This window comes from Hydrogenophaga sp. (genome assembly GCF_036675665.1).
Classification (GTDB): Bacteria; Pseudomonadota; Gammaproteobacteria; order Burkholderiales; family Burkholderiaceae_C; genus Hydrogenophaga.
Window position 1 is genome coordinate 1 of sequence record NZ_JAKFEO010000058.1, and the last position, 22,144, is coordinate 22,144.

Consider the following 22,144-nt stretch of genomic DNA (forward strand, 5'->3'; position numbering starts at 1 on the left):
GGCCTTGGCCATGGCCAGGATCTCGTGGCAGGGCACCATCACGCCCATGTTCACCACCTCGTAGTTGTTGCACTGGAGCACGACGGTGACGATGTTCTTGCCGATGTCGTGCACGTCGCCCTTCACCGTGGCGATCACGATCTTGCCTTTGGGCTTCACGTCTTCGCCGGCCGCCACCTGGGCCAGCTTCTCGGCCTCGATGTAGGGCAGCAGGTGCGCCACGGCCTGCTTCATCACGCGCGCGCTCTTCACCACCTGCGGCAAAAACATCTTGCCCTGGCCAAACAGGTCGCCGACCACGTTCATGCCGTCCATCAGCGGGCCTTCGATCACGTTGAGCGGACGGCCACCACCGGCCTCGATCTCGCGCCACATTTCTTCGGTGTCTTCGGTGATGAAGTCGTTCATGCCGCGCACCAGCGCATGGCTCAGGCGCTCGCGGATCGGCAGCGCGCGCCACTCGTTCTTCTTGCTGTCGTCCTTGGCCGCGCCCTTGGCGTTTTCCGCCACGTCCACCAGGCGCTCGCCGGCGTCAGCCCTGCGGTTGAGCACCACGTCTTCCACGCGTTCGCGCAGCTCGGGTTCGAGCTCGTCGTACACGCCCACCATGCCGGCGTTGACGATGCCCATGTCCATGCCGGCCTTGATCGCGTGGTACAGGAACACGGTGTGGATGGCCTCGCGCACCGGGTCGTTGCCACGGAAGCTGAACGACACGTTGGACACACCGCCGCTGACCTTGGCGCCGGGCAGGTGCTGCTTGATCCAGCGCGTGGCGTTGATGAAGTCGACCGCGTAGTTGTTGTGTTCCTCGATGCCGGTGGCGATGGCGAAGATGTTGGGGTCGAAGATGATGTCTTCGGGCGGGAAGCCGACCTCGTCCACCAGGATGCGGTAGGCGCGCTCGCAGATCTCGACCTTGCGTTCGTAGGTGTCGGCCTGGCCTTTTTCGTCAAACGCCATCACCACCGCAGCCGCGCCGTAGCGCTTGACCAGCCGGGCCTGGCGCTTGAACTCGTCCACGCCCTCTTTCATGCTGATGGAGTTGACGACGCCCTTGCCCTGCACGCAGCGCAGGCCGGCCTCGATCACCTCCCACTTGGAGCTGTCCACCATCACCGGCACGCGCGCGATGTCGGGTTCGCCGGCGATCAGGTTGAGGAACTTCACCATGGCGGCCTTGCTGTCGAGCATGGCCTCGTCCATGTTCACGTCGATGATCTGCGCGCCGTTTTCCACCTGCTGGCGCGCCACGGCCAGCGCCTGCTCGTACTCGCCGTTCAGGATCATGCGGGCGAAGGCCTTGGAGCCGGTGACGTTGGTGCGTTCGCCGACGTTCACGAAGAGGCTGTCAGGCCCGATGCGCAGCGGCTCCAGGCCGGAGAGCACCATGGGCGGAACGGAAACGGAAGGGGAGAGAGATTCGGACATGCGGCTCACCAAGGCAGTTTTGCAGACAACAGACTGGTGAGCGCCGTTTTGGGCCTGTTCATGCCCACTCAAGCCTGACGCACGGTGGGGGCTGAGATCAGCCCGCCGGCGCTGCAACGCTCCTTGAGAAGCCGCGATTTTAGCCCTTCGCTCAGTCTCGCGCTCACCCGGGGAGCGCGAGCAACTGCGCCAGGGCCCGTGGCAGCTCGGCCTGCGTGTTGCAAGGCCGCACACTTCCACGGCCCAGCACCGATGCCATCGCGCCGACCTCGCCGGGCTCGAACACCAGGGCGCGCACCGCCACGCCCAGGGCCGCCGCCTCGCGCGCGGCGCGCTGCAGGTCGGCCGGCAGGTAGGCCGGGTCGTGCACATCCACGTCGTGCGGCTCGCCGTCGGTCAGCAGCAGCACCACGCGCCGCCAACCCGGATGGCGCCGCGCGTCCTGCATGCTGAGGTGCAGCGCGTGGCGCAGGGCCGTGCCCAGGCGCGTGGAGCCCGCGCCACGCAGGCGTGCAAGGGTGGGCAAGGCCTCGTCCCAGTGCTGCAGGCAGGGCATCTCGATGCGGTGGCGGCCCTGGCTGGAGAAGGCCCACAGGCCACAGCGGTGGCCCAGCTTCTGCAGCGCGAGCGAAGCGGTGGCGGCGGTGCGCTGGATGCGCGCGAGCACCTCGCCTTCGCGCTCGCCCGCCCGCGCGGTGGACGCCGAAGCGTCCAGCAGAAGCAGCACGGCCAGCGGCGGCATCGGACGATGGTTGCGGCGGTGGATGCGCGGGTCGGGCGTTCGCTGGCGGCGCAGGTCGAGCGCACTGTCGACCAGCGCGGCCGGGTGCAACTCGTCGCCCTCGATCGCGCGAGCGCTGCCGCGTCGCAAGGCACCGCCAATACCCGCCAGACGCCGCGCGAGGCGACGCTGGCCTGACGCCAGCGCACCGGGCGCCCAGGCGGGCGGCCCCGAGGGCGGTGCGCCGGCATACACGCTGCACCAGCGCGGCCGGTAGCGGCCGATGCGGTGGTCCCACTCGGCATGCACCGCGTCGGGCCCGGTGTGCGCGGCTTGTGATGACGCACCGGGTTCCTCATCGGTCGGTGGCAAGGCGTCAGCCTGCAGCGGCACGTCGGACGGCGGCAGCGAATCGTCGGGCACCCACAGGTGGGTGTTGTCGTCGCGGTAGCGCGCGTGCACGGCGTAGGTGCGCGCGTTGAAGGGCAGGCGCATCTGGCCGATGTCGTGGCCCAGCACCGATGCCGCACGGCGCACCTGATCGGGTGTCTTCAGCGCCAGCGAGCGCCCGTCGGGCTCGAAGAACAGGCGGCGCACGCGCGCCACCCAGGCGTGCGGGTCGTCGCGCGTGGGGTCGAGCAGCTGGGCGGAGAGCCGCGCGAGCAGGTCGTCAAAGCCCGCACCGCGCAGCGCTGCCGCATCGGCATGGAATGGCCACCACACGGCCCGCAGGCCGGGCAATTCCTGCAACGCCAGCCATTCCACGCGGGCGTCTTCCAGCACGCCGAGCAGTGCCTGTTGCACCGGCTTGAGCCCGGCGCGGGTTTGCGGCTCGCCGCCAAAGCGCAGGTGCGCTGCCGCGTGGGCCGCCATGGCCAGAGGCAGGTCGCCTTGTGGCCCGACGCCGGCCGGCAGGTGCAGCACGGGATCAATCACGGCATCCAGCGTGAGCACGGTGCGGGCACCGGTGCGCGGCTCGCCGGCCTGCACGGTGGTCTGCACCCCCCGGCCCCACAAGGCCCGCGCCACGCGACGAACCTGGCTGGCGGTGTCCACGGCGTCAGAAGCTCGCGCGCACCAGCGAGCGCAGCGCGGCGCCCACGTCGGGGTCGTCGCTGAGCGGCTCGGCGATGGCCTGCAAGGCGGCATCAAATGGCGAGAGCCCGGCGCGCGCCAGCAGCGCGGCGTGCACCAGCATGCGGGTGGAGGCGCCCTCACTCAGGCCCTCGTCGCGCAGGCGCCGGGTGCGGATGGCGAGTTGCACCAGCTGCCCGGCCAGTTCGGGTGTGGCCAGGCCTTCGCGCACCACGATGTCGGCCTCCACGGGTGGATCGGGGTAGTCGAAACCCAGCGCCACGAAACGCTGGCGCGTGGAAGGCTTCATCTCCCGGTGCAGCCCCTGGTAGCCGGGGTTGTAGCTCACGATGAGCTGGAAGTTGCGGTGGGCGTGCAGCAGCTCGCCGTGGCGCTCCAGCGAGAGCACGCGCCGCGTGTCGGCCAGGGGGTGCAGCAACACGGTCGTGTCCGCGCGCGCCTCCATGAATTCGTCCAGGTAACACAGGCCGCCGTGGCGCACCGCCAGGGCCAGCGGGCCGTCCATCCAGTGCGTGCCCTGAGCATCGAGCAACCAGCGCCCGGCCAGGTCGCCCGCGCTCAGGTCTTCGTGGCAGGCCACCGTGATCAGGGGCAGCTTCAGGCGCCAGGCCATGTGCTCCACGAAGCGTGTCTTGCCGCAGCCGGTGGGCCCTTTGAGCAACACCGGCAGGCGCGCGGTGCGCGCGGCGTCGAAGGCCGCGATCTCGTGGCCCACCGGTTGGTAGAAGGGCTCCTCCGTGAGGCGCCAGTCGGCCAACGGGTCCACGTTCAGCGGTGGCCCGCGGTGGACGGATTCGGTATGCCTTCGATCGGGCATTCCTCGGTGCCCACCATGGGTCGCGTGATCGCCTCCACCGCCTTCTGCGTGCCCTCGGGGTCGTTGACCCAGCGTGCGTAGAAGTCGTAGGGGCAGGCGGCGGCGCCCTTGTCGCCCTCGCGCGAATTGATCATGCCGGTGTAGCCGCGGTGCAGCAGCTTGAACAAATGGTTCTCGCTCTGCGCGTTCTTGCGGAAGTCGCGGATCAGGCTGGTGGAGAGCGCGGCGTATTGAATGCCGTAGTCTTCCTCGCCGCATTCGCCCAGCGTGCGGCCGTCGAAACCGATGAGGGCGCTGTGGCCGAAGTAGCTGTACACGCCGTCAAAGCCCGAGGCATTGGCCACCGCCACATAGGTGTTGTTGGCCCAGGCCATGGCTTTCGCCATGAGCACCTGCTGGTCCTTCGCGGGGTACATGTAGCCCTGGCAGCGCACGATGAGTTCGGCGCCCTTCATGGCGCAGTCGCGCCAGATCTCGGGGTAGTTGCCGTCGTCGCAGATGATCAGGCTGATCTTCAGGCCCTTGGGGCCTTCGCTCACGTAGGTGCAGTTGCCCGGGTACCAGCCTTCGATGGGCACCCACGGCATGATCTTGCGGTACTTCTGCACGATCTCGCCCTGGTCGTTCATCAGGATCAGCGTGTTGTACGGCGCCTTGTACGGGTGCTCCTCGTGCTGCTCGCCGGTGAGCGAGAACACGCCCCACACCTTGGCCTTGCGGCAGGCCTCGGCAAAGATCTCGGTCTCGGCGCCGGGCACCGTGGCCGCCGTGTCGTACATCTCCTTCGCGTCGTACATGATGCCGTGCGTGCTGTACTCGGGAAAGATCACCAGGTCCATGCCCGGCAGGCCCGACTTCATGCCCACGATCATGTCGGCGATCTTGCGCGCGTTGTCCAGCACCTCGGCCTTGGTGTGCAGCCGCGGCATCTTGTAATTGACGACAGCGACACCGACGGTGTCCTTGCTGCTTGAAATATCGCCGTGCATCATGGCAGTACAACCTCGCTGTGGGAAATGGATGGGATGGCGGCCATTGTGGAAGTGGCCCCGGACATGGCGTATACGTCAATTGACGTAGCCGGTGGCGGCGTCAGAATGCGCTCCACAAGAGGAGACATCCATCATGCGAACCGCGAACTCGATGCTGGCGAGCGCGCTCCTGCTGGCGGCCGTGGCAGCCGAGACGCACGCTTCCCTGGACGGTCACCCGTCGGTGACCCAGTACCTGACGAACGACGCGCCTTTTGTCGTCTTCGGTGTGACGCCCACCAGCCTGCTCACCACCTCGGTCAGCATCACGCTCACCTTCATCGCCACCGACCCGTTGGACCAGGTCAGCGTGTTTCCGTTTGTGCGGAATGCCTCCGGTGGCCCGGCGCACTTGCGAGCCCACGTGAGCTGTGGTCCCAGGGATGCGGGGTCGTGGAACTGCCTCATCCCCGTGACCGCCCTGTTGCAAGACCTGCATGAAAGCGATGGTGAGCTCGGCTTGCGCATCGAGGCCCACGGCGATCTGCGCCAGCGAGGCCACCACAGCACCGTGATCGTCACCTTGCCGGTGCGGCGCGTGCCCGTTGCAGCCCGCCGGTGAGCGCTGGCCGCGGGCGCTCAGTGGCTGATCATCCAGGGGCGTTTTGATGGAAACGCCTTCGCGCCGTTGGGCGCCGTCACCGTCGCCTTGCTGCGCCCGGTGCCGCAGCAGCCGCAACCCGGCGGGTGTTTCAGGCGCGCGTAGTCGCCCGAGCGCTTGGGCTCGTGGCGCGCGCGTTCGTTGACGCCCATGGCGCTGCGCGTGCCGCTGTCCATGAGCGCCAGGCGCGGCGCGGTGACGAACACGCGCGCTGATGCAGCACCGCAGTCCGGGCAGGCGGCCGGCTCGTTGCGTTCGCTCAAGGAACGGAACGCATCGAAGCCACCGCAGGACGGGCAGTCGTAGTCGTAGGTGGGCATCGCAAACTCACAGGTCCGGCGACAGCGGCATCACCACCGAACCGTCCAGGTGCTTGATCGGGCCGCTCGCATTGGGGTTGATGTCGAAGTCGAAGATCTGCGTCGGCAGCCAGAGCGTGGCGCAGGCGTTGGGCACATCCACCACGCCGCTGATGTGACCCTGCACCGGAGCCGTGCCGAGGATGGAATAGGCCTGCGCGCCCGAGTAGCCGAACTTCTTCAGGTACTCGATGGCGTTCAGGCAGGCCTGGCGGTAGGCCACGTTCACGTCCAGGTAGTACTGCTTGCCGCTCTCGTCGACGCTGATGCCTTCGAAGATCACGTAGTCGTTGTAGGTGGGCGTGATCGGGCTGGGCTTGAAGATCGGGTTCTTGATGCCGTACTTGGCCATGCCGCCCTTGATCAGCGTGACCTTCATGTGCACCCAGCCGGCCATCTCGATGGCGCCGCAGAAGGTGATCTCGCCATCGCCCTGGCTGAAGTGCAGGTCGCCCACCGAGAGGCCAGCGCCTTCCACGTACACCGGGAAGAACACCTTGGCGCCGCGCGACAGATCCTTGATGTCGCAGTTGCCGCCGTGTTCGCGCGGTGGCACGGTGCGCGCGCCCTCGGCCGCGGCCTTGTCGCGCGCGGCGCCGGTCATCTTGCCCATGTGGGCGGTGCCCGCGAACGGCGGGTTGGCCAGGCCGCTGGTGGCCGGGTCGGAATCGATCAGCGCCTGCTCGCGCGTGTTCCACATCTCGAGCATCTTGGGGTCGGGCAGGCAGCCGATCAGGCCGGGGTGGATCAGACCGGCGTACTTCACGCCGGGCACGTGGCGCGAGCTGGTGAACATGCCGTGGAAGTCCCAGATGGACTTCTGCGCCTGCGGGAAATGTTCGGTGAGGAAACCGCCACCGTTCTTCTTGCTGAAGAAGCCGTTGAAGCCCCACAGGCTGTCGTCCTTGGCGCCGATGTCGAGCAGGTCCACCACCAGCAGGTCACCGGGCTCGGCACCCTTCACGCCCACCGGGCCGCTCAGGTAGTGCACCGTGCTCAGGTCGATGTCGCGCACGTCGTCGGCGCTGTCGTTGTTCTTGATGAAGCCACCGGTCCAGTCGAAGGTCTCCAGGATGAACTCGTCACCCGGCTTGACCCAGCAGGCCATGGGGATGTCGGGGTGCCAGCGGTTGTGGATGTTCTCGTTTTCCAGCGGCGACTTGGTGAGATCGACCTTGATCAGCGTTTCGGCCATGTTGCTTGCTCCTTGTTGGTGGACAGATGAAATGGGTCAGACGGAGAGGTAGGACTTGATGTGCTGCAGGTCGGTGTCGCCGCGCTCGGTCTCGTGCACCAGGCGGCCGCCTTCGATGACGAACAGGCGGTCGGCGACGTCCATGGCGAACGAGAGCACCTGCTCGGAGACCACGATGGTGATCTTGCGCATCTTGCGGATCTCGTTGAGCGCCTTGGCGATGTCCTTGATGATGGAAGGCTGGATGCCTTCGGTGGGCTCGTCGAGCAGCAGCACCTTGGGGTCGGTGACGAGCGCGCGCGCAATGGCGAGCTGCTGTTGCTGGCCGCCCGAGAGGTTGCCGCCCTTGCGCCGGCGCATGTCCCACAGCACCGGGAACAGCGCGTAGATCTCGGCGGGAATGGCCTTGTCTTTCGCGTTCTCCAGCCCGGTCTGGATGTTCTCTTCCACCGTGAGCGTGGGGAAAATCATGCGGCCCTGCGGCACGTAGGCGATGCCCTTGGCCACGCGCTGGAAGCTCTCCATCTGCGAGACCTCCTGGCCGGCAATGGAGATGTGCCCGGTCTTCACCGGCAGGATGCCGATCAGGCTCTTGAACAGCGTGGTCTTGCCCATGCCGTTGCGGCCCATGATGGCCACGCACTCGTTCTCGCGCGTCTCGAACGAGATGCCGTGCAGCGCCTGGCTCTGGCCATAGGCGACGACGAGGTCCTTGACTTTCAGCATGGTGGTTCCTTCAGTGGCCGAGGTACACGTCGATGACTTTTGGGTCCGCTTGGACTTGATCCATGGGCCCTTCGGCCAGGATCTTTCCCTGGTGCATCACGGTGACCTTGTGCGCGATCTTCTTGACGAAGTCCATGTCGTGTTCGATCACGATCACGGCGCGGTTCTGGCAGATGCGCTGCAGCAGTTCGGCGGTCAGGTCGCGTTCGCGCGCGCTCATGCCGGCGATGGGTTCGTCCAGCATCAGCAGTTCGGGCTCCTGCATCAGCAACATGCCGATCTCCAGCCACTGCTTCTGGCCGTGCGAGAGCAGGCCGGCTTCGGTTTCGAGCTTGTCGCCCAGGCCGATGTCTTCGGCCACCGCCTTCACACGCGCCTGGATCTCGTCGGTGGCGGTGAAGGCCAGTGCACCCCAGACCGAACGGCCCGAGGGGAACGACACCTCCAGGTTCTGGAACACCGAGAGGTTCTCGTAGATCGAGGGCGTCTGGAACTTGCGGCCTATCCCCAGGCGCACGCGCTTGTGCTCCGGCACCTGGATGATTTCTTCGTTCTTGAACTTGATGCTGCCGGCGCTGGCCTTGGTCTTGCCGCAGATCAGATCCAGCAGCGTGGTCTTGCCCGCGCCGTTGGGGCCGATGATCACGCGCAGCTCGTTCCTGTCGATGTAGAGCGTGAGGGCGTCGATGGCCTTGAAGCCGTCGAAGGAGACGGTGAGGTCTTCCACGGAGAGGGCGAAGTCGGTGTTGCTCATCTTGTTCTCCGTTGGCTCAGACGCCCTGGCCGCGGGTGCCCTCGGGCAACTTCACGTCGCTCGTGGCAGGCGTGGCGGCTCTCGCCATCGGTGCGTGCGGTGGTGGCGAGGGTGGCTGGGGTCGCGCGGCCGAGGCTGCGCGCAGGGCCGACTGGCGGCCCTTCCACCACGGCACGATGCGTTCCTCCCACACACCGGCCAGGCCCATGGGGAAGGCCATGACCACGCCGATGAAGAGACCCGCCATCAGGAACAGCCAGAGGTCGGGGAAGCTCTCGGAGAAGAAGGTCTTGCCGGCGTTGACGAGCAGCGTGCCGTAGACCGCGCCCACCAGGCTCATGCGCCCACCCACGGCGGCGTAGATCACCATCTCGATCGAGGGCACGATGCCCACGAAGCTCGGCGACATGAAGCCCACCTGCAGCGTGAACAGCGCGCCACCGATGCCCGAGAGCGCGGCCGCCAGGCAGAACACGAAGATGCGGAAGTCGGCCACGTCGTAGCCCGAGAAGCGCACGCGGTCTTCCTTGTCGCGCATGGCCAGCAGCAGCGTGCCGAGCTTGCTGGTCTGGATCCAGCGGCACACCACCATGGAGAGCACCAGCATGCCCACGCACACGTAGTACAGGATGTACTTGGCGCTGTCGGTGCGCGTGTCCCAGCCCAGCACGGTCTTCAGGTCGGTCATGCCGTTCACACCACCGGTGAAGCCCTGCTGGCCGATGATGAGCACGGTGAGGATCAGCGCCACCGCCTGCGTGATGATGGCGAAGTACACACCGCCCACACGGCGCTTGAACATGGCGAAGCTCACGATCCAGGCCAGCAGCGTGGGCACCACGATGATGGCGGCCAGCGCAAACGGCAGGCTCTTGAACGGCACCCAGAACGCCGGCAACTCGGTGATCTGGTTCCAGTCCATGAAGTCGGGGATGCCGGGGGTGGACTGGATTTTGGTGGTCTCGGGGTCGGAGGCTTCCAGCTTCAAGAACATGGCCATGGCGTAACCACCGAGGCCGAAGAACACACCCTGCCCCAGGCTCAGCACGCCACCGTAGCCCCACAGCATCACGAGGCCGATGGCGACAAACGCGTAGGTGAGGTACTTGCCCACCAGGTTGAGGCGGAAGATGTCGAGCGAGAGCGGCAGCACCACGGCCAGCAACACCGTCAGCAGCACCAGGCTGGCGAGCTGGTAGCGGGCAATCCAGGCTTTCAAGGCGTTCATGAACGTACTCCGGGAGTCAAAAAATTCAACGACGCACTTTGGATGCGAACAAGCCCTGTGGGCGCACCATCAGGATCACCACGATCAGCGAGAGCGTGAGCATCTTGGCCATGGAGCCGGCCATGAAGAACTCGGTGATGGACTGCGTCTGCGCGATGCCGAAGGCCGAGACCACGGTGCCCAGCAGGCTGGCCGCGCCGCCGAAGGTGACGACCAGGAAGGCGTCGACGATGTAGAGCGAGCCCGAGGTGGGGCCGGTGGAGCCGATGGTGGTGAAGGCCGCGCCGGCGATGCCCGCGATGCCGCAGCCGATGGCGAAGGTCAGGCGGTCGGTCTTCCTGGTGTCGATGCCGGTGGCGTTGGCCATCACGCGGTTGCTCACCGTGGCCCGCACGCGCAGGCCCCAGCGGCTCTTGTGCAGCGCGATCAGCACGCCGCAGGTGACGACCGCCGTGAGCGCCAGCACGAACATGCCGTTGATGGGAATGTCCAGGCCCTCGGCCGGTGCCCAGGAGCCCAGCAGCCAGTCGGGCAGCGTGGGGCTCACTTCTTTCGGGCCGATGAAGGTGCGGAAGCACTGCTGCATCGCCAGGCTGATGCCCCAGGTGGCGAGCAGGGTGTCGAGCGGGCGCTTGTAGAGGTGGCGGATCAGCGCCCATTCAACGAACCAGCCGGCCGCGAAGGCAAACAGGAAGGCGGCCACGATGGCGAAGGGAAAGTACGCGGCCACGGCACCGGGACTGATGGAGTTCGCGAGCGTGGAGCCGAGGTAGATGGTGTAGGCGCCGATGGTCATGAACTCACCGTGCGCCATGTTGATCACGCCCATCTGCCCGAAGATGATGGCCAGGCCCAGCCCCATGAGCAGCAGCACGGCGAACAGGCTCAGGCCGGCGAAGCCCTGCATCAGGCCGATGTTGAGCAGGTCGTTGAAACTCATCGCGTTCTCCAGTGAAGGTTCGTCCAGAACGCCACGGATCCGGCTCTGCCGGTCCGTAGGCGTTGCCCCCTTGAGGGGGTCACGGCGCGAATGCGCCGTGGCGGGGATGGGTCACTGATAACCCTTGGGGAACGGATCGGGCTTGATCAGGTCCGGTGACTCCGACACCACCTTGAACGTTGCGTCCGGCATGCCCATGGCGATGCGCGACTTGCTCCACAGGTGGTGGTTGGCGTCCAGCTTCACGTAGCCCTCGGGTGCGGTCTTGAGCTCGATGCCGGTGCGCGAAGCGGCCACCACCTTGTCCACGTCGAAGCTCTTGGCCTTCTCGACCGCGGCCTTCCACAACCAGGGGCCGAGGTAACCGGCCTGGGTCACGTCGCCGATCACGGCGTCCTTGCCGTACTTGGCCTTGAACGCGGCGACGAACTTCTTGTTGTTCTCGTTGTCGAGCGACTGGAAGTACTTCATCGACGAGTAGAAGCCCTGGAAGTTTTCACCGCCCACGCCGGTCATCTCGTCCTCGGTCACCGACAGCGTGACCAGCAGCTGCTTGTCGCCGGTGATGCCGGCGGCCTTGAGCGCCTTGTAGAAGGCCACGTTGGAGCCACCGACCACGGCGGCGAAGATGCAGTCGGGCTTCTGCAGCTTGATCTTGTTCATCAGCGAGCCGAAGTTGGTGCTGCCCAGCGGGTAGTACTCCTCGCCGACGACCTTGCCCTTCTGGAAGTTCTCGATGTGCTTGCGCGCGATCTTCATCGAGGTGCGCGGCCAGATGTAGTCGGAGCCGATCAGGAAGAAGCTCTTGGCCTTCTTCTCTTTCTGCGCCCAGTCCAGGCTGTACAGAATCTGCTGCGTGGCTTCCTGGCCGGTGTAGATCACGTTCTTGGACTGCTCCAGGCCTTCGTAGAAGGTGGGGTAGTACAGCAGGCCGTTTTCCTTCTCGAACACCGGCAGCACGGCCTTGCGCGAGGCCGAGGTCCAGCAGCCGAACACGGCGGCGCAGCGGTCGTTGATCAGCAGCTTCTTCGATTTTTCCGCGAAGGTCGGCCAGTCGGAGGCACCGTCTTCCTTGATCACCTTGATCTTGCGGCCCAGGATGCCGCCCATCGCGTTGATCTCGTCGATGGCGAGCTGCTCGGCCTGGATCGAGCCGGTTTCCGAAATCGCCATGGTGCCGGTGGACGAGTGCAGCTGACCCACGGTGACTTCGGTGTCGGTGATGGCCAGCTTGGTCGTGTTGACCGAGGCGGTGGGCTGGCCGAAGCTCCAGGTGGGCAGGCCCACCAGGCCGGCGGCACCCAGCATCTGCAGCACGCGGCGGCGGCTGGCTTCCGGGGTTTCAAGAGAGACGGCGTTCGGATCGGAGAGGTGCTTCATGGGTGGACTCCTGGGACGGTTGGGACAGTGAAACCGGCGGTGTGCCGACTGGGGTGAAGACTAGGGACAGCACCGTAGGGCGCCCATACGTCAAATAACGTAGAGCGTCTGTCTGGTGGCCGGGGACGGTTCTTGCTAGCGTCCATGGCATGTCCTCACCCGAGCCCGCCACGCCCGTCGCCACGCAAAAAATCTTCCGGTTCCGCCGGGAATACAACTCGTGGGTGGCCGACGAGACCATGGAGGACTACGCCCTGCGCTACACGCCGCGCAGCTTTCGCAAGTGGAGCGAGTGGCGCGTGGCCAACACCGCGTTCGGCTCGCTGTCCTTCCTGGCGCTGGAGGCCATCGGTGGCGCGATCGCGGTGAACTACGGCTTCGGCAACGCCATGTGGGCGATCCTGGTGGTGGGGTTGATCATTTTTTTCACCGGCCTGCCCATCGCCTACTACGCCGCGCGCTACGGGCTGGACATGGACCTGCTGACCCGGGGTGCGGGCTTCGGCTACCTGGGCTCGACCATCACCTCGCTGATCTACGCGGTGTTCACCTTCATCTTCTTCGCCATCGAGGCGGTGATCATGGCGCTGGCCCTGCAGATGGCGACCGACTGGCCGCTGGCCTGGTGTTACCTGATCTCGGCGGTGGTGATCATCCCGCTGGTCATCCGCGGCATCACCCTCATTTCGAAGCTGCAGGCCTGGACGCAGCCGCTGTGGCTGTTCCTGCTGCTGCTGCCCTTCGTGTGGATCGCGGTCTCCCAGCCCCAGCTCTACCGCGACTTCTCCAGCCTCACCGGCATCCGCTCGGGCAGCAACAATTTCCAGCCGCTGATGTTCGGCGCGGCGGCGGCGGTGATCTTCTCGCTGGTGGTGCAGATCGGCGAGCAGGTGGACTTCTTGCGCTTCATGCCCGAGCGCAAGCGCGAGAACCGCTGGCGCTGGTGGACCGCGGTGCTGATCACCGGGCCGGGCTGGATCGGCATGGGCATGCTCAAGATGGCCGGCGGCGCTTTTCTCGCGTTCGCGGCGATGCAGTTCGAGGTCGCGCCCGAGCGCACCACCGAGCCCACGCAGATGTTCCTGGCCGGCTTCACCGCGGCGGTGGGCCACCCCGGCCTGGCGGTGGTGATGACGGTGGTGTTCGTGATCATTTCGCAGATCAAGATCAACGTGACCAACGCCTACGCGGGGTCACTGGCCTGGTCCAACTTCTTCGCACGCGTGACGCACAGCCACCCGGGCCGCGTGGTCTGGCTGGTGTTCAACGTGGCGATTGCCACCCTGCTCATGCTGCTGGGCGTGTTCGCCGGCATCGAGAAGGTGCTGGGCGTCTACAGCAACGTGGCCATTGCCTGGGTCGGCGCGCTGGTGGCCGATCTCATCATCAACAAGCCGCTGGGCCTGAGCCCGAAAGGCATCGAGTTCCGCCGCGCCTACCTGTACGACTTCAACCCGGTGGGCATGGGCTCGATGATCGTCGCGGCGCTGGTGGCCAGCCTGGCCTACGCCGGCGTCATGGGCGAGGTGGCGGCGGCGTTTTCGCCCTTCATCGCGCTCGGCCTGGCGCTGGTGCTCTCGCCCCTGATCGCCTGGGCCACCCAGGGCCGCTACTACCTGGCGCGCACGCCCTCCACCGAATGGAAGCCCGGCGAAGCGGTGCGCTGCGCGGTGTGCGAGAACCAGTTCGAGAGCGAGGACATGGCGAGCTGCCCGGCCTACCGCGCACCCATCTGCTCGCTGTGCTGCTCGCTCGAATCGCGCTGCCACGACCGCTGCAAGACCAACTCGCGCGCCATCGACCAGGTGCGCGCGGCGCTCGCCGCGGTGCTGCCGCAGGGCGTGATGGTGCGGGTCAACTTCCGCGCCGGGCAGTTCCTCGGGGTGTGGCTGTCCATCAGCGCGGTCATGGCCTTCCTGATCGGCATGGTCTACGTGCAGGAAAGCCTGCACGCCCCGACCGAGGTGCTGCAGCTGCCCTTCCTCAAGATCTACGCCTTCCTGGTGCTGTTCGCCGCGGTGTGCTCGTGGTGGGTGGTGCTCACCACCGACAGCCGGCGCATGGCGCAGGACGAGTCCGAGCGGCAGACGCAGCTGCTGATGCTGGAGATCGACGCCCACCAGCGCACCGACGCCGAGCTGCAGTCCGCGCGCGACCGTGCCGAGGCCGCGAGCCAGGCCAAGACGCGCTACGTGGCCGGCATGACGCACGAGCTGCGCACGCCGCTCACCAGCATCCTGGGTTACGCGCAGATCCTGCTGAAGAACAGCGACATCTCGGTCTGGGTGCGCGAGACCATCGCCACCATGCAGCGCAGCGGCCAGCACATGCACGCGCTGATCGATGGCTCGCTCGACCTCGCGCGCATCGAGGCCGGGCGCCTGAAGCTCGACCCGGTGCCGCTGCCGCTGGGCCAGCTGCTCGAAGACGTGGAACGCATGATCCGCCCGCAGGCCGAGTCCAAGGGCCTGCGCTTCGTGGTGCAGCAAGAGGGCGAGTTGCCGGCCTGGGTGCGCGCCGACGCCAAACGCCTGCGGCAGATCCTGATCAACCTGCTGAGCAACGCGGTGCGCTTCACCGACCAGGGCGACGTGACGCTCAAGCTCGACTTCCGCCAGCAGGTCGCGCGCATCGACGTGATCGACACCGGCATCGGCATCGCCGCGCAAGACCAGACGCGCATCTTCCTGCCGTTCGAGCGCGGCAGCGCCGGGCGGCGCGCGCTGGACACCGGCACCGGCCTGGGCCTGACCATCACCCACCTGCTCACCGACATGATGGGCGGCGAACTGCTGCTCAAGAGCCGGCCCGGCCAGGGCAGCACCTTTTCGTTGCGGTTGTACCTGCCGCCCATTCCGTCAGACCCACTGCACCCGCTGCCGATCCCGTCCACGCTGCGCGCGGTCACCGGTTACCTGGGGCCACGCCGCACGCTGCTCGTGGTGGACGACCAGCCACTGCACCGCCAGCTGCTCGCCAGCCTTCTGGTGCCGCTGGGCTTCGTGGTGCGCGAGGCGGCCAGCGGCCTGGAGTGCCTGGAGATCATCGAACAGCACGCGCCCGACCTGCTGCTGCTGGACCTCACCATGGACGGGCTCGATGGCTGGCAGACCGCCGAGGCCGTGCGCAAGCTGCTGCCTGCCGCGCGCCTCCCCATCGTGTTCGTCTCGGCCAACCTGTTCGACAACCGGCCCGAAGAACTGACCGCGCTGGACTGCCAGGGCTTCGTGGCCAAACCCATGATGGAGTCGGAACTGCTGGACGCGCTCAAGAGCGCGCTCGCGCTGGAGTGGGTGACCGAGCAGGCGCCGGCCACCACGCCGGTGAGCTTCGTGCGCCACCGCATCACCGGCCTGCCGCTGCCCGACGACCTGCGCGAAGAACTGCAGCGCCTGGCGCGCCAGGGCCAGGCCGCCGCGCTGCGCCAGCGCCTGTGGCAGGCCCAAACCGCCGAACCCGCGCACGCCGCCACACTGGCGCTGCTGCAGTCCTGCGCGGACCGGTTCGACTTTCAAACCCTGATCGAGTACCTCAGGGACACCGCGGAGCTCACGGAAGAAGAAGATGACATCAACACCTGACCCAGTGGCCACGCCACCTCTGGTCACACAGCCCGTGATCCTGGTGGTGGACGACGCCGTGGACACCCTGCGCATGCTGGGCGACGCGCTGGTGGCCGAGGGCTATGTGGTGCTCGCCGCGCGCGACGCCGAAGAGGCCCTCGAACGCTTTGAAGTGGCCGTGCCCGACGGCGTGCTGCTCGACGCGGTGATGCCCGGCATGGACGGCTTCACCTTCTGCGAACACATCAAGGCCACGCCGGCCTGGTCGCACGTGCCCATCGTCTTCATGACCGGCCTCTCGGAGAGCGAGCAGATCCTGCGCGGCTTTGCCTGCGGCGGCGTGGACTACGTGGTCAAACCGCTGCGCATTCCCGAGGTGATGGCGCGGCTGGCCACGCATGTGCGCAACGCGCGCGTGACGCGTCTGGCGCAGGAAGCCGTGGACGTGGCCGGCATGGGCACCGTGGTGCTGGACACGCAGGGCCGCATGGCCTGGCGCTCACCGCAGGCCACCGCCTGGCTCGCGCTCGCTTTCGGCACGGACGCCACGGCGGGCAAGCGCGCCAGCGAATGGCTGGGCGCGGCACTCAGCGACAGCGAGACCACGCGCGACCTCGGGCGCCAGGGCCGCCTGCTGGCGCGCAACATGGGCCAGGGCAACCTGGGCGAGTCGATGCTGCTGCTCACGCTCACGCCCGACAGCGCTGCCGCGCAGCGCCTGCGCGACATCGCGCTCACGCCGCGCGAGACCGAGGTGCTGTCGTGGCTGGCCAAGGGCAAGACCAACCGCGACATCGCCGACATCCTGGGCATGAGCCACCGCACGGTGAACAAACACCTGGAGCATGTGTTCGAGAAACTGGGCGTGGAGACGCGGTCGGCGGCGGCGGCGATCGCCGGGCGCCTGCTGCCTCAGGACTGACAAAGCACCGCTCCGGCGCGATGTTTGCTTGGCTCTTGTCCATGGCCCCGCACCGCACCGACCCCGACCTCGACCACACCGGCACCGACTGGCACGCCCAGGAGCTGCTGCTCATGCGCGAGGTGATGAAGCTGGTGGGCCGCAGCCTGGCGCCGGCCTTCGTGTTGCGCGAGATGCTGCACCTGATGAGCGAGCTGCTCGGCCTGAACCGGGGGCGCATGGTGCTGGCCGACGACGTGCCGCACGAGGCTGAGCGCACGGCCTCCATCCGCCACGCCTACGGCCTCACCGCCGGCCAGGTGGCCAGCGGCGTGTACCGCTGGGGCGAGGGCATCACCGGGCGGGTGCTGCAGACCGGCCTGCCGGCGATCGTGCAAGACGTGGACGCCGAGCCACTCTTCCTCTTTCGCTGCGTGCCACGCAGCCAGCTGCCGCCGCAGACCGTGGCCTTCATCGCGCTGCCCATCGAGGTGAACGGCGCCACCATCGGCGTGCTGGCCTGCCACCGCATCCGCAGCCGCCAGCGCCACCTGAACGACGACCTGGCCGTGCTGCGCATCCTCGCCACCCTGGCTGGCCAGTTGCTGCAGCTGGAGCAGCTGGTGGCCGAGGAAACCCGCCAGCTCGAAGAGCGCAACGCCGCCCTGGCGCGCGCGCTCGACACCAGCACCGCGCGCTACGGGCTCATTGGCCGCTCGCCCGCGCTGCTGCAGGCCCTGGGCGAGCTGGAACGCGTGTCGCAGTCGCAGGCCACGGTGCTGCTGCTGGGCGAGTCGGGCACAGGCAAGGAGCTGTTTGCCCGCGCCGTGCACCTGGCCAGCGGCCGGCATGACCAGCCTTTCATCAAAGTGAACTGCTCGGCGATCCCCGACACCTTGTTCGAGTCCGAGCTGTTCGGCTACGAGCGCGGCGCCTTCACCGGGGCCAACACCGCGCGCGCGGGCTGGTTCGAGCAGGCCAACGGCGGCACCATCTTTCTGGACGAGATCGGCGAGCTGCCGCTGGCCATGCAAAGCAAGCTGCTGCGCACGCTGCAAGAGGGCACGCTGGTGCGCCTGGGCGGCACGCGCGAGCTGAAGGTGAACATTCGCCTGGTGGCCGCGACCAACCGGGACCTGGCGCGCGAGGTGCAGGCCGGGCGGTTCCGGCAAGACCTGTATTACCGGCTCAACGTGATCCCGATCCGCCTGCCCAGCCTGCGCGAGCGGCGCGAAGACATCCGCGCGCTCGCGCTGCATTTCGTGAACCGCGCCAACCAGGCGCACGAGCGCAACGTGCACCTGGCGCCCGAGGCCATGGCGCGGCTGGAAACGCACGACTGGCCCGGCAACATCCGCGAACTGGGCAACCTGATCGAGCGGCTGGTGCTGCTCACCGACCACACCCGCGTGACCGCCGTGGCGCTGGAGCGCTTCATGCCCGAATCACTGACACCGCTGCCCACCGCCGAACCCCCACCCGGCCGGCCCCTGCCCGCCGGCACCGTGCGCGAATACCTGAGCGCCCGTTCACACAGCCCGCAGGCCCTGCAAGACGCCCTGCTGCGCCACCAAGGCAACCAGACCCAGGCCGCCCAAAGCCTGGGGCTCACGCTGCGGCAGTTCAGCTACCGGCTGCGCAAGGCGGGGCTGCGATGAAGGGTGGGGTTGAAGCGTTCAACTGAAAGCCGGCGTAACGGATGTGTGACAGCATCGACGCCATTGACCAAGACTTGCGAGAAGCCACCATGAAAACCATCGACGAAATGCTGAACCTGGCATTGCTGACCACCGACGAGCACCAGCAGATCAGCAGCTGGATTGCGCAGGCCGACACGCCCGACGAGATCTTGAAGATGCCGCCGTTGCTGTGGCGGGCGGTGGAGCGGGCGAGTGCGGTGATGGGGATTGATGAGGACTTGTTGCGGCCGCCTGCGCTGGATGCTGACGACGTGGCTTTCCGATAGGCCGAGAGCCTAACAAGTGGCGTGCTGACCAAATGGCCAAGGCGGATGGGGCGAGCATGTCGTGCATCGGCCATAAGCCGGCCGCTGAGGCGGGCGATCAGGCGCACGTTCTAGGCAAGAAGGTGGAGGGCAAAGCGGCCGCGCCAAGAAGTGCCTTCCAGGCCACCACTCTGCACAGGTCATAGATAGCGAGTAGCGCAAAACATTGGACCTTGAAGTCCAACGCCCGACACTCGGAAGCTTCATGCCTAGAAAGTTAGATGGCGGCCGCTACGGGTGGCTTCAAGACAAAGGTGGATACGGCCAGCGTGGAGAGTAGGTCGTACACATACACTGTGTCCACGCCATGAGCCGCTGCAGCGTCAGGAAGATAAATCTTCTTCTTGGTGTCTGGATTGCTTTTTTCTTGGGTCGCAATGCCATAACCGTGCTCTTTTGCTACGGCAATGAGGAATGCGTCCGCCGTGGTCGCCTTGGCAAACTGCGCTTGGGCAGCTGCGTTGTACTTTGACGAGTGAGCCCACTGCATGATGTTGCTGTAGTGCTTCATCACTGCGACATTCTGCGCGTCGTCAAGAAAGAACGTCGGAGGGAGTGCCTTGGCCCAGCCATATGCCGGGTCGTCTTTGGGACCGGCAGCCAGTTCGCTCAACACTTTGCGACAGCTGTATACGTGTCCTCTCGCATGAGCCGACTGCATCCAATCCCAGAACCCTCCGCAAAAATCGAAGCGGTAGTACATGTTCTTGGCTTGGATGAAAACGTTAGCGTCAATAAGGTACTTTTTTTCTGTCATCAGCCACGCCTCGCGAGTTCAACCACAGACCTCGGAGATGCGTTGAGCAGTCCGCCTGCGTCACGAAGCATCAAGTCACCAGCCATCGCTCGAGCGACGACGGCTTTTGTTAACCGTTTGCTGTTCCGGATCAGAATATTTGCGAAACCATCACCACCGCTCGTCGTCCGGTTTGCAGCCTTGCGGCTAGCTTCTGCTGCCGCACCGTACTGTGCTGCCGTTATCAATCCGAACTCCAAAGCCCGCCGCGCGATCACAAGCTGACTGACCCGGAAACGACGACTAAGGACAATAAAATGTGATGCATCGAGCGCCGACCAAGCAGCCAGGAACTCAGCATGAGGTGTGAGAACCTCTGCAGCGATGCGATTGCATAAAGTCTCAACGCTTGCATCTGATACTGTCATTGTCGAGGCCGATACATTGGACACGCCGCTATGGCCAAGCCAGATGTGAGCAGCCTCATGTATCAGTGTGAAAACCCACGCGGTCGGCCAATCGGCCCCATTGACGAAGATGGCCGGAGCAAGACTATCGACGATGGCGAAACCTCGAAATTCCGAAGCCGAGAGTGGTCTGCGTGTGTTCGACTTAACGACACCGTTTTTGAATACAAGGACTCCTGATGCTTCGAGTCGCCCGACAAGTAAGCTGTAGAAAGCTTCTGGTGTGGCCGAATTTCGACGGTCGTTCCGCGTCAACGAAAGAGTCTCCGTGATCTCCTTCGCGACAATAGGCACGAGCTCAGGGTCCGAACGATCTGCGTAACGACCTACAAAGGCTGGTCCTTCGGATTCGCCATCCTGCAGGTAGTCCGCGAACCACTCCTGTTTTCGAAGAACATCACTAAGGGTTTCATAAAAGTCCTCAGACAACGGCTCGGCATCTTTGAGTTGTCGCAAGTCTGGCAGCTGCGGCCTATCTATCGTTGGCGGCGCCTCCAAGAACAAGAAGCCAAAAGGAATCCGAGATATCGATGCAATCTTTTCGATCTGAGTGGGTGTTACTTTGCCCTGAAGTACCGCTTCAGTTTTAGAGGGCGGCGCGACCTTCCCAGCAAGCTCAGTAAGAGAAAGACCTACCTTGTTTGCCGCCCATTCAAGGACGTCTGGGGACAAGGTTAGGGTGGCCATCTTCCCAATGTAACAGCCCCTCTTACATTGCGGTTCGGGGGAAGCACTAGTGCCCCCGCATGAGGGTCGAACGGACCGTAAGCCTAGGCTCCCTTGTGGGACAGATGGACTCACGGATGCTCCGAATCTTTGCTTACCGTGGAGGCTCTAGCCCTGGTCGCCGCGGTGTCTCGGGACGCAACTAAGACGCGCCCTGCTGACTCTTCGCTGTTTGACTGCACCAATCGCCAGCGGATCGGTGACGACGGTTTGCCATCGCTGCTGTGCAGATGTTCGGCCAGGAGTCACCACATCGCCTCGCAGCCGAAAGCCTGGGATGGACCTCTCGCGCTCTAAATTCCGACCACTCAATCGAAAAGAACTCGCACACCAACACTGTGTCGACATTGTGTCGACACAGTGGCGCATCCAGCCGTCGCCGGCAGCCTGCGCATTTCCGCGACCAACCCCAATAAACCCAACAAATTCAACGCCCTCCACGCGTTGACCCGCATGCCCGCCCACTTGGCACGTTGGTTGCGCTAGAGACCTCAGGCAATCCCGCCTGCCGCCACTTCCGCGAGGTCTCCATGAGCATTGACGCCACCCTGATCGCCCCCGCCCAGCTTGCTGCGCTGCAGTCGTCCGAACCCGTCGTGGTCATCGACACGCGCGACGCGGACACCTTTTCCGCTGGTCACATTCCCGGTGCCGTGAACCTGCGTGAAGTGTTCACGTATCTGGCCACCTCCACGCCCGAAGGCCTGCAGGCGCTGAAAGCAACCTTCGCTGATGCCCTCGGTGCGGCCGGTCTCTCGGGCAAGGAAACGGCGGTGTTCTACGAAGACGCGATGAACAGCGGCTACGGCCAGTCGTGCCGTGGCTACTACCTGCTCACCTGGCTGGGCTACCCCAAGATCAAGGTGCTCAACGGTGGCTTCAGCGCCTGGAAAGCGGCCGGCATGCCGGTCTCCACCACGGCGGCCACGCCCACGCCCGCCACCTTCCCGAGCGACCTGCCCACGGCCGACGTGATGCTCACGCAGGACGATGTGAAGGCCGCGCTGGGCACCGACACGGTGTTGCTCGACGTGCGCGACATCGACGAGTGGATCGGTGAATCGTCATCGCCCTACGGCAAAGACTTCGCGCCCCGCAAGGGCCGCCTGCCCGGCGCCAAGTGGCTGGAGTGGTACCGCTTCATGAAGCCTTCGGCGCAAGGCCCGGTGTTCAAGTCGCCCGACGAGGTGAAGGCCGAGTGCGCCACCGCCGGCATCACCACCGACGACACCATCTACCTCTACTGCTTCAAGGGCGCGCGCGCGTCCAACACCTTCCTGGCGCTCAAGCAGGCCGGCTTCAGCGACGTGCGCATGTACTTCGGCTCGTGGAACGAGTGGTCGCGCGACGAGAGCCTGCCGATCGAGACCGGTCTGCCGCTGGTGAAGTCCAGCAAAAAACCCGTGCTGGCCATGGCGGCCTGAGCCTTCCTCCTTCTTCCTTTTTCCCCGACCCTGAAACCCTGGAG

At 65.7% G+C, this 22,144-nt stretch carries 19 protein-coding genes and 1 riboswitch; of the genes, 6 read left to right on the plus strand and 13 right to left on the minus strand.

The features are described from left to right. From V6M63_RS18135 to V6M63_RS18150, 4 genes are all read right to left on the minus strand, one after another. A partial coding sequence (locus V6M63_RS18135) for a dihydropteroate synthase (RefSeq protein ID WP_332744091.1) occupies positions 1–1,431 on the minus strand: 1,431 nt, incomplete at its 3' end. A gap of 31 nt (positions 1,432–1,462) precedes the next feature. Next, positions 1,463–1,562: riboswitch (S-adenosyl-L-homocysteine riboswitch) on the minus strand. Positions 1,563–1,594: 32 nt separating this feature from the next. Continuing rightward, the gene (locus V6M63_RS18140; RefSeq protein WP_332744093.1) at positions 1,595–3,208 is read right to left on the minus strand and encodes a nitric oxide reductase activation protein NorD; all 1,614 of its coding nucleotides are present in this window, start codon (positions 3,206–3,208) and stop codon (positions 1,595–1,597) included. Positions 3,209–3,212: 4 nt separating this feature from the next. After that, positions 3,213–4,064: a CbbQ/NirQ/NorQ/GpvN family protein gene (locus V6M63_RS18145; RefSeq protein ID WP_332744095.1), complete on the minus strand. Its 852-nt coding sequence runs from the start codon at positions 4,062–4,064 to the stop codon at positions 3,213–3,215. Continuing rightward, a complete protein-coding gene (locus V6M63_RS18150) occupies positions 4,016–5,056 on the minus strand; it encodes an aliphatic amidase (RefSeq protein ID WP_332744097.1) in 1,041 nt (346 codons plus the stop codon). Before V6M63_RS18150 ends, V6M63_RS18145 begins: the two co-directional genes overlap by 49 nt. Before the next feature lie 133 nt (positions 5,057–5,189). Here V6M63_RS18150 and V6M63_RS18155 point away from each other — a divergent pair, with 133 nt between their 5' ends. Then, positions 5,190–5,657 carry a hypothetical protein gene (locus V6M63_RS18155; protein WP_332744099.1) on the plus strand — a complete coding sequence of 156 codons (468 nt, stop codon included), beginning with the start codon at positions 5,190–5,192 and terminating at the stop codon, positions 5,655–5,657. Positions 5,658–5,674: 17 nt separating this feature from the next. Here V6M63_RS18155 and V6M63_RS18160 read toward each other — a convergent pair whose 3' ends face one another. The 7 genes from V6M63_RS18160 to urtA form a co-directional block, all read right to left on the minus strand. After that, a complete protein-coding gene (locus tag V6M63_RS18160) occupies positions 5,675–6,016 on the minus strand; it encodes an FmdB family zinc ribbon protein (RefSeq protein ID WP_332744101.1) in 342 nt (113 codons plus the stop codon). Positions 6,017–6,023: 7 nt separating this feature from the next. Beyond that, the gene (fmdA, locus tag V6M63_RS18165; protein WP_332744103.1) at positions 6,024–7,250 is read right to left on the minus strand and encodes a formamidase; all 1,227 of its coding nucleotides are present in this window, start codon (positions 7,248–7,250) and stop codon (positions 6,024–6,026) included. A 36-nt stretch (positions 7,251–7,286) separates the two neighbouring features. Beyond that, complete coding sequence (gene urtE, locus V6M63_RS18170; protein WP_332744105.1) at positions 7,287–7,976, minus strand: urea ABC transporter ATP-binding subunit UrtE; 690 nt, start codon at positions 7,974–7,976, stop codon at positions 7,287–7,289. 10 nt (positions 7,977–7,986) lie between these two features. Continuing rightward, positions 7,987–8,730: an urea ABC transporter ATP-binding protein UrtD gene (urtD, locus tag V6M63_RS18175; RefSeq protein ID WP_332744107.1), complete on the minus strand. Its 744-nt coding sequence runs from the start codon at positions 8,728–8,730 to the stop codon at positions 7,987–7,989. 16 nt (positions 8,731–8,746) lie between these two features. Next, positions 8,747–9,958, minus strand: coding sequence for an urea ABC transporter permease subunit UrtC (urtC, locus tag V6M63_RS18180; protein WP_332744109.1), 1,212 nt, complete (start codon positions 9,956–9,958; stop codon positions 8,747–8,749). A gap of 25 nt (positions 9,959–9,983) precedes the next feature. Beyond that, positions 9,984–10,898 carry an urea ABC transporter permease subunit UrtB gene (urtB, locus tag V6M63_RS18185; RefSeq protein WP_332744111.1) on the minus strand — a complete coding sequence of 305 codons (915 nt, stop codon included), beginning with the start codon at positions 10,896–10,898 and terminating at the stop codon, positions 9,984–9,986. A 111-nt stretch (positions 10,899–11,009) separates the two neighbouring features. Further along, on the minus strand, positions 11,010–12,278 hold the full coding sequence (gene urtA, locus V6M63_RS18190) for an urea ABC transporter substrate-binding protein (RefSeq protein ID WP_332744113.1): 1,269 nt from the start codon (positions 12,276–12,278) through the stop codon (positions 11,010–11,012). 149 nt (positions 12,279–12,427) lie between these two features. On the opposite strand from urtA, the gene V6M63_RS18195 reads away from it, so the two are divergent. The 4 genes from V6M63_RS18195 to V6M63_RS18210 all read left to right on the plus strand — a co-directional run bounded on the left by V6M63_RS18195 (position 12,428) and on the right by V6M63_RS18210 (position 18,708). Then, positions 12,428–15,859, plus strand: a complete 3,432-nt coding sequence (locus V6M63_RS18195; RefSeq protein WP_332744115.1) for a hybrid sensor histidine kinase/response regulator — start codon at positions 12,428–12,430, stop codon at positions 15,857–15,859. Next, positions 15,843–16,763, plus strand: coding sequence for a DNA-binding response regulator (locus tag V6M63_RS18200; protein WP_332744117.1), 921 nt, complete (start codon positions 15,843–15,845; stop codon positions 16,761–16,763). Before V6M63_RS18195 ends, V6M63_RS18200 begins: the two co-directional genes overlap by 17 nt. A gap of 41 nt (positions 16,764–16,804) precedes the next feature. Next, complete coding sequence (locus tag V6M63_RS18205) at positions 16,805–18,400, plus strand: sigma 54-interacting transcriptional regulator (protein WP_332744119.1); 1,596 nt, start codon at positions 16,805–16,807, stop codon at positions 18,398–18,400. 89 nt (positions 18,401–18,489) lie between these two features. Further along, the gene (locus V6M63_RS18210; RefSeq protein WP_332744120.1) at positions 18,490–18,708 is read left to right on the plus strand and encodes a hypothetical protein; all 219 of its coding nucleotides are present in this window, start codon (positions 18,490–18,492) and stop codon (positions 18,706–18,708) included. Between the two features lie 256 nt (positions 18,709–18,964). Here V6M63_RS18210 and V6M63_RS18215 read toward each other — a convergent pair whose 3' ends face one another. Next, a complete protein-coding gene (locus V6M63_RS18215) occupies positions 18,965–19,504 on the minus strand; it encodes a DUF4411 family protein (RefSeq protein WP_332744122.1) in 540 nt (179 codons plus the stop codon). Then, entirely contained in the window at positions 19,504–20,637 is a 1,134-nt protein-coding gene (locus V6M63_RS18220) for an ImmA/IrrE family metallo-endopeptidase (RefSeq protein WP_332744123.1), read from the minus strand. The genes V6M63_RS18215 and V6M63_RS18220 overlap by 1 nt, the downstream gene beginning before the upstream one ends. Before the next feature lie 569 nt (positions 20,638–21,206). Between V6M63_RS18220 and V6M63_RS18225 the strand changes: the two genes are divergently transcribed. Beyond that, positions 21,207–22,100 (plus strand): sulfurtransferase, encoded by an 894-nt coding sequence (locus V6M63_RS18225; RefSeq protein WP_332744124.1) that lies wholly within the window; start codon positions 21,207–21,209, stop codon positions 22,098–22,100. The last annotated feature ends 44 nt before the right edge of the window (positions 22,101–22,144 follow it).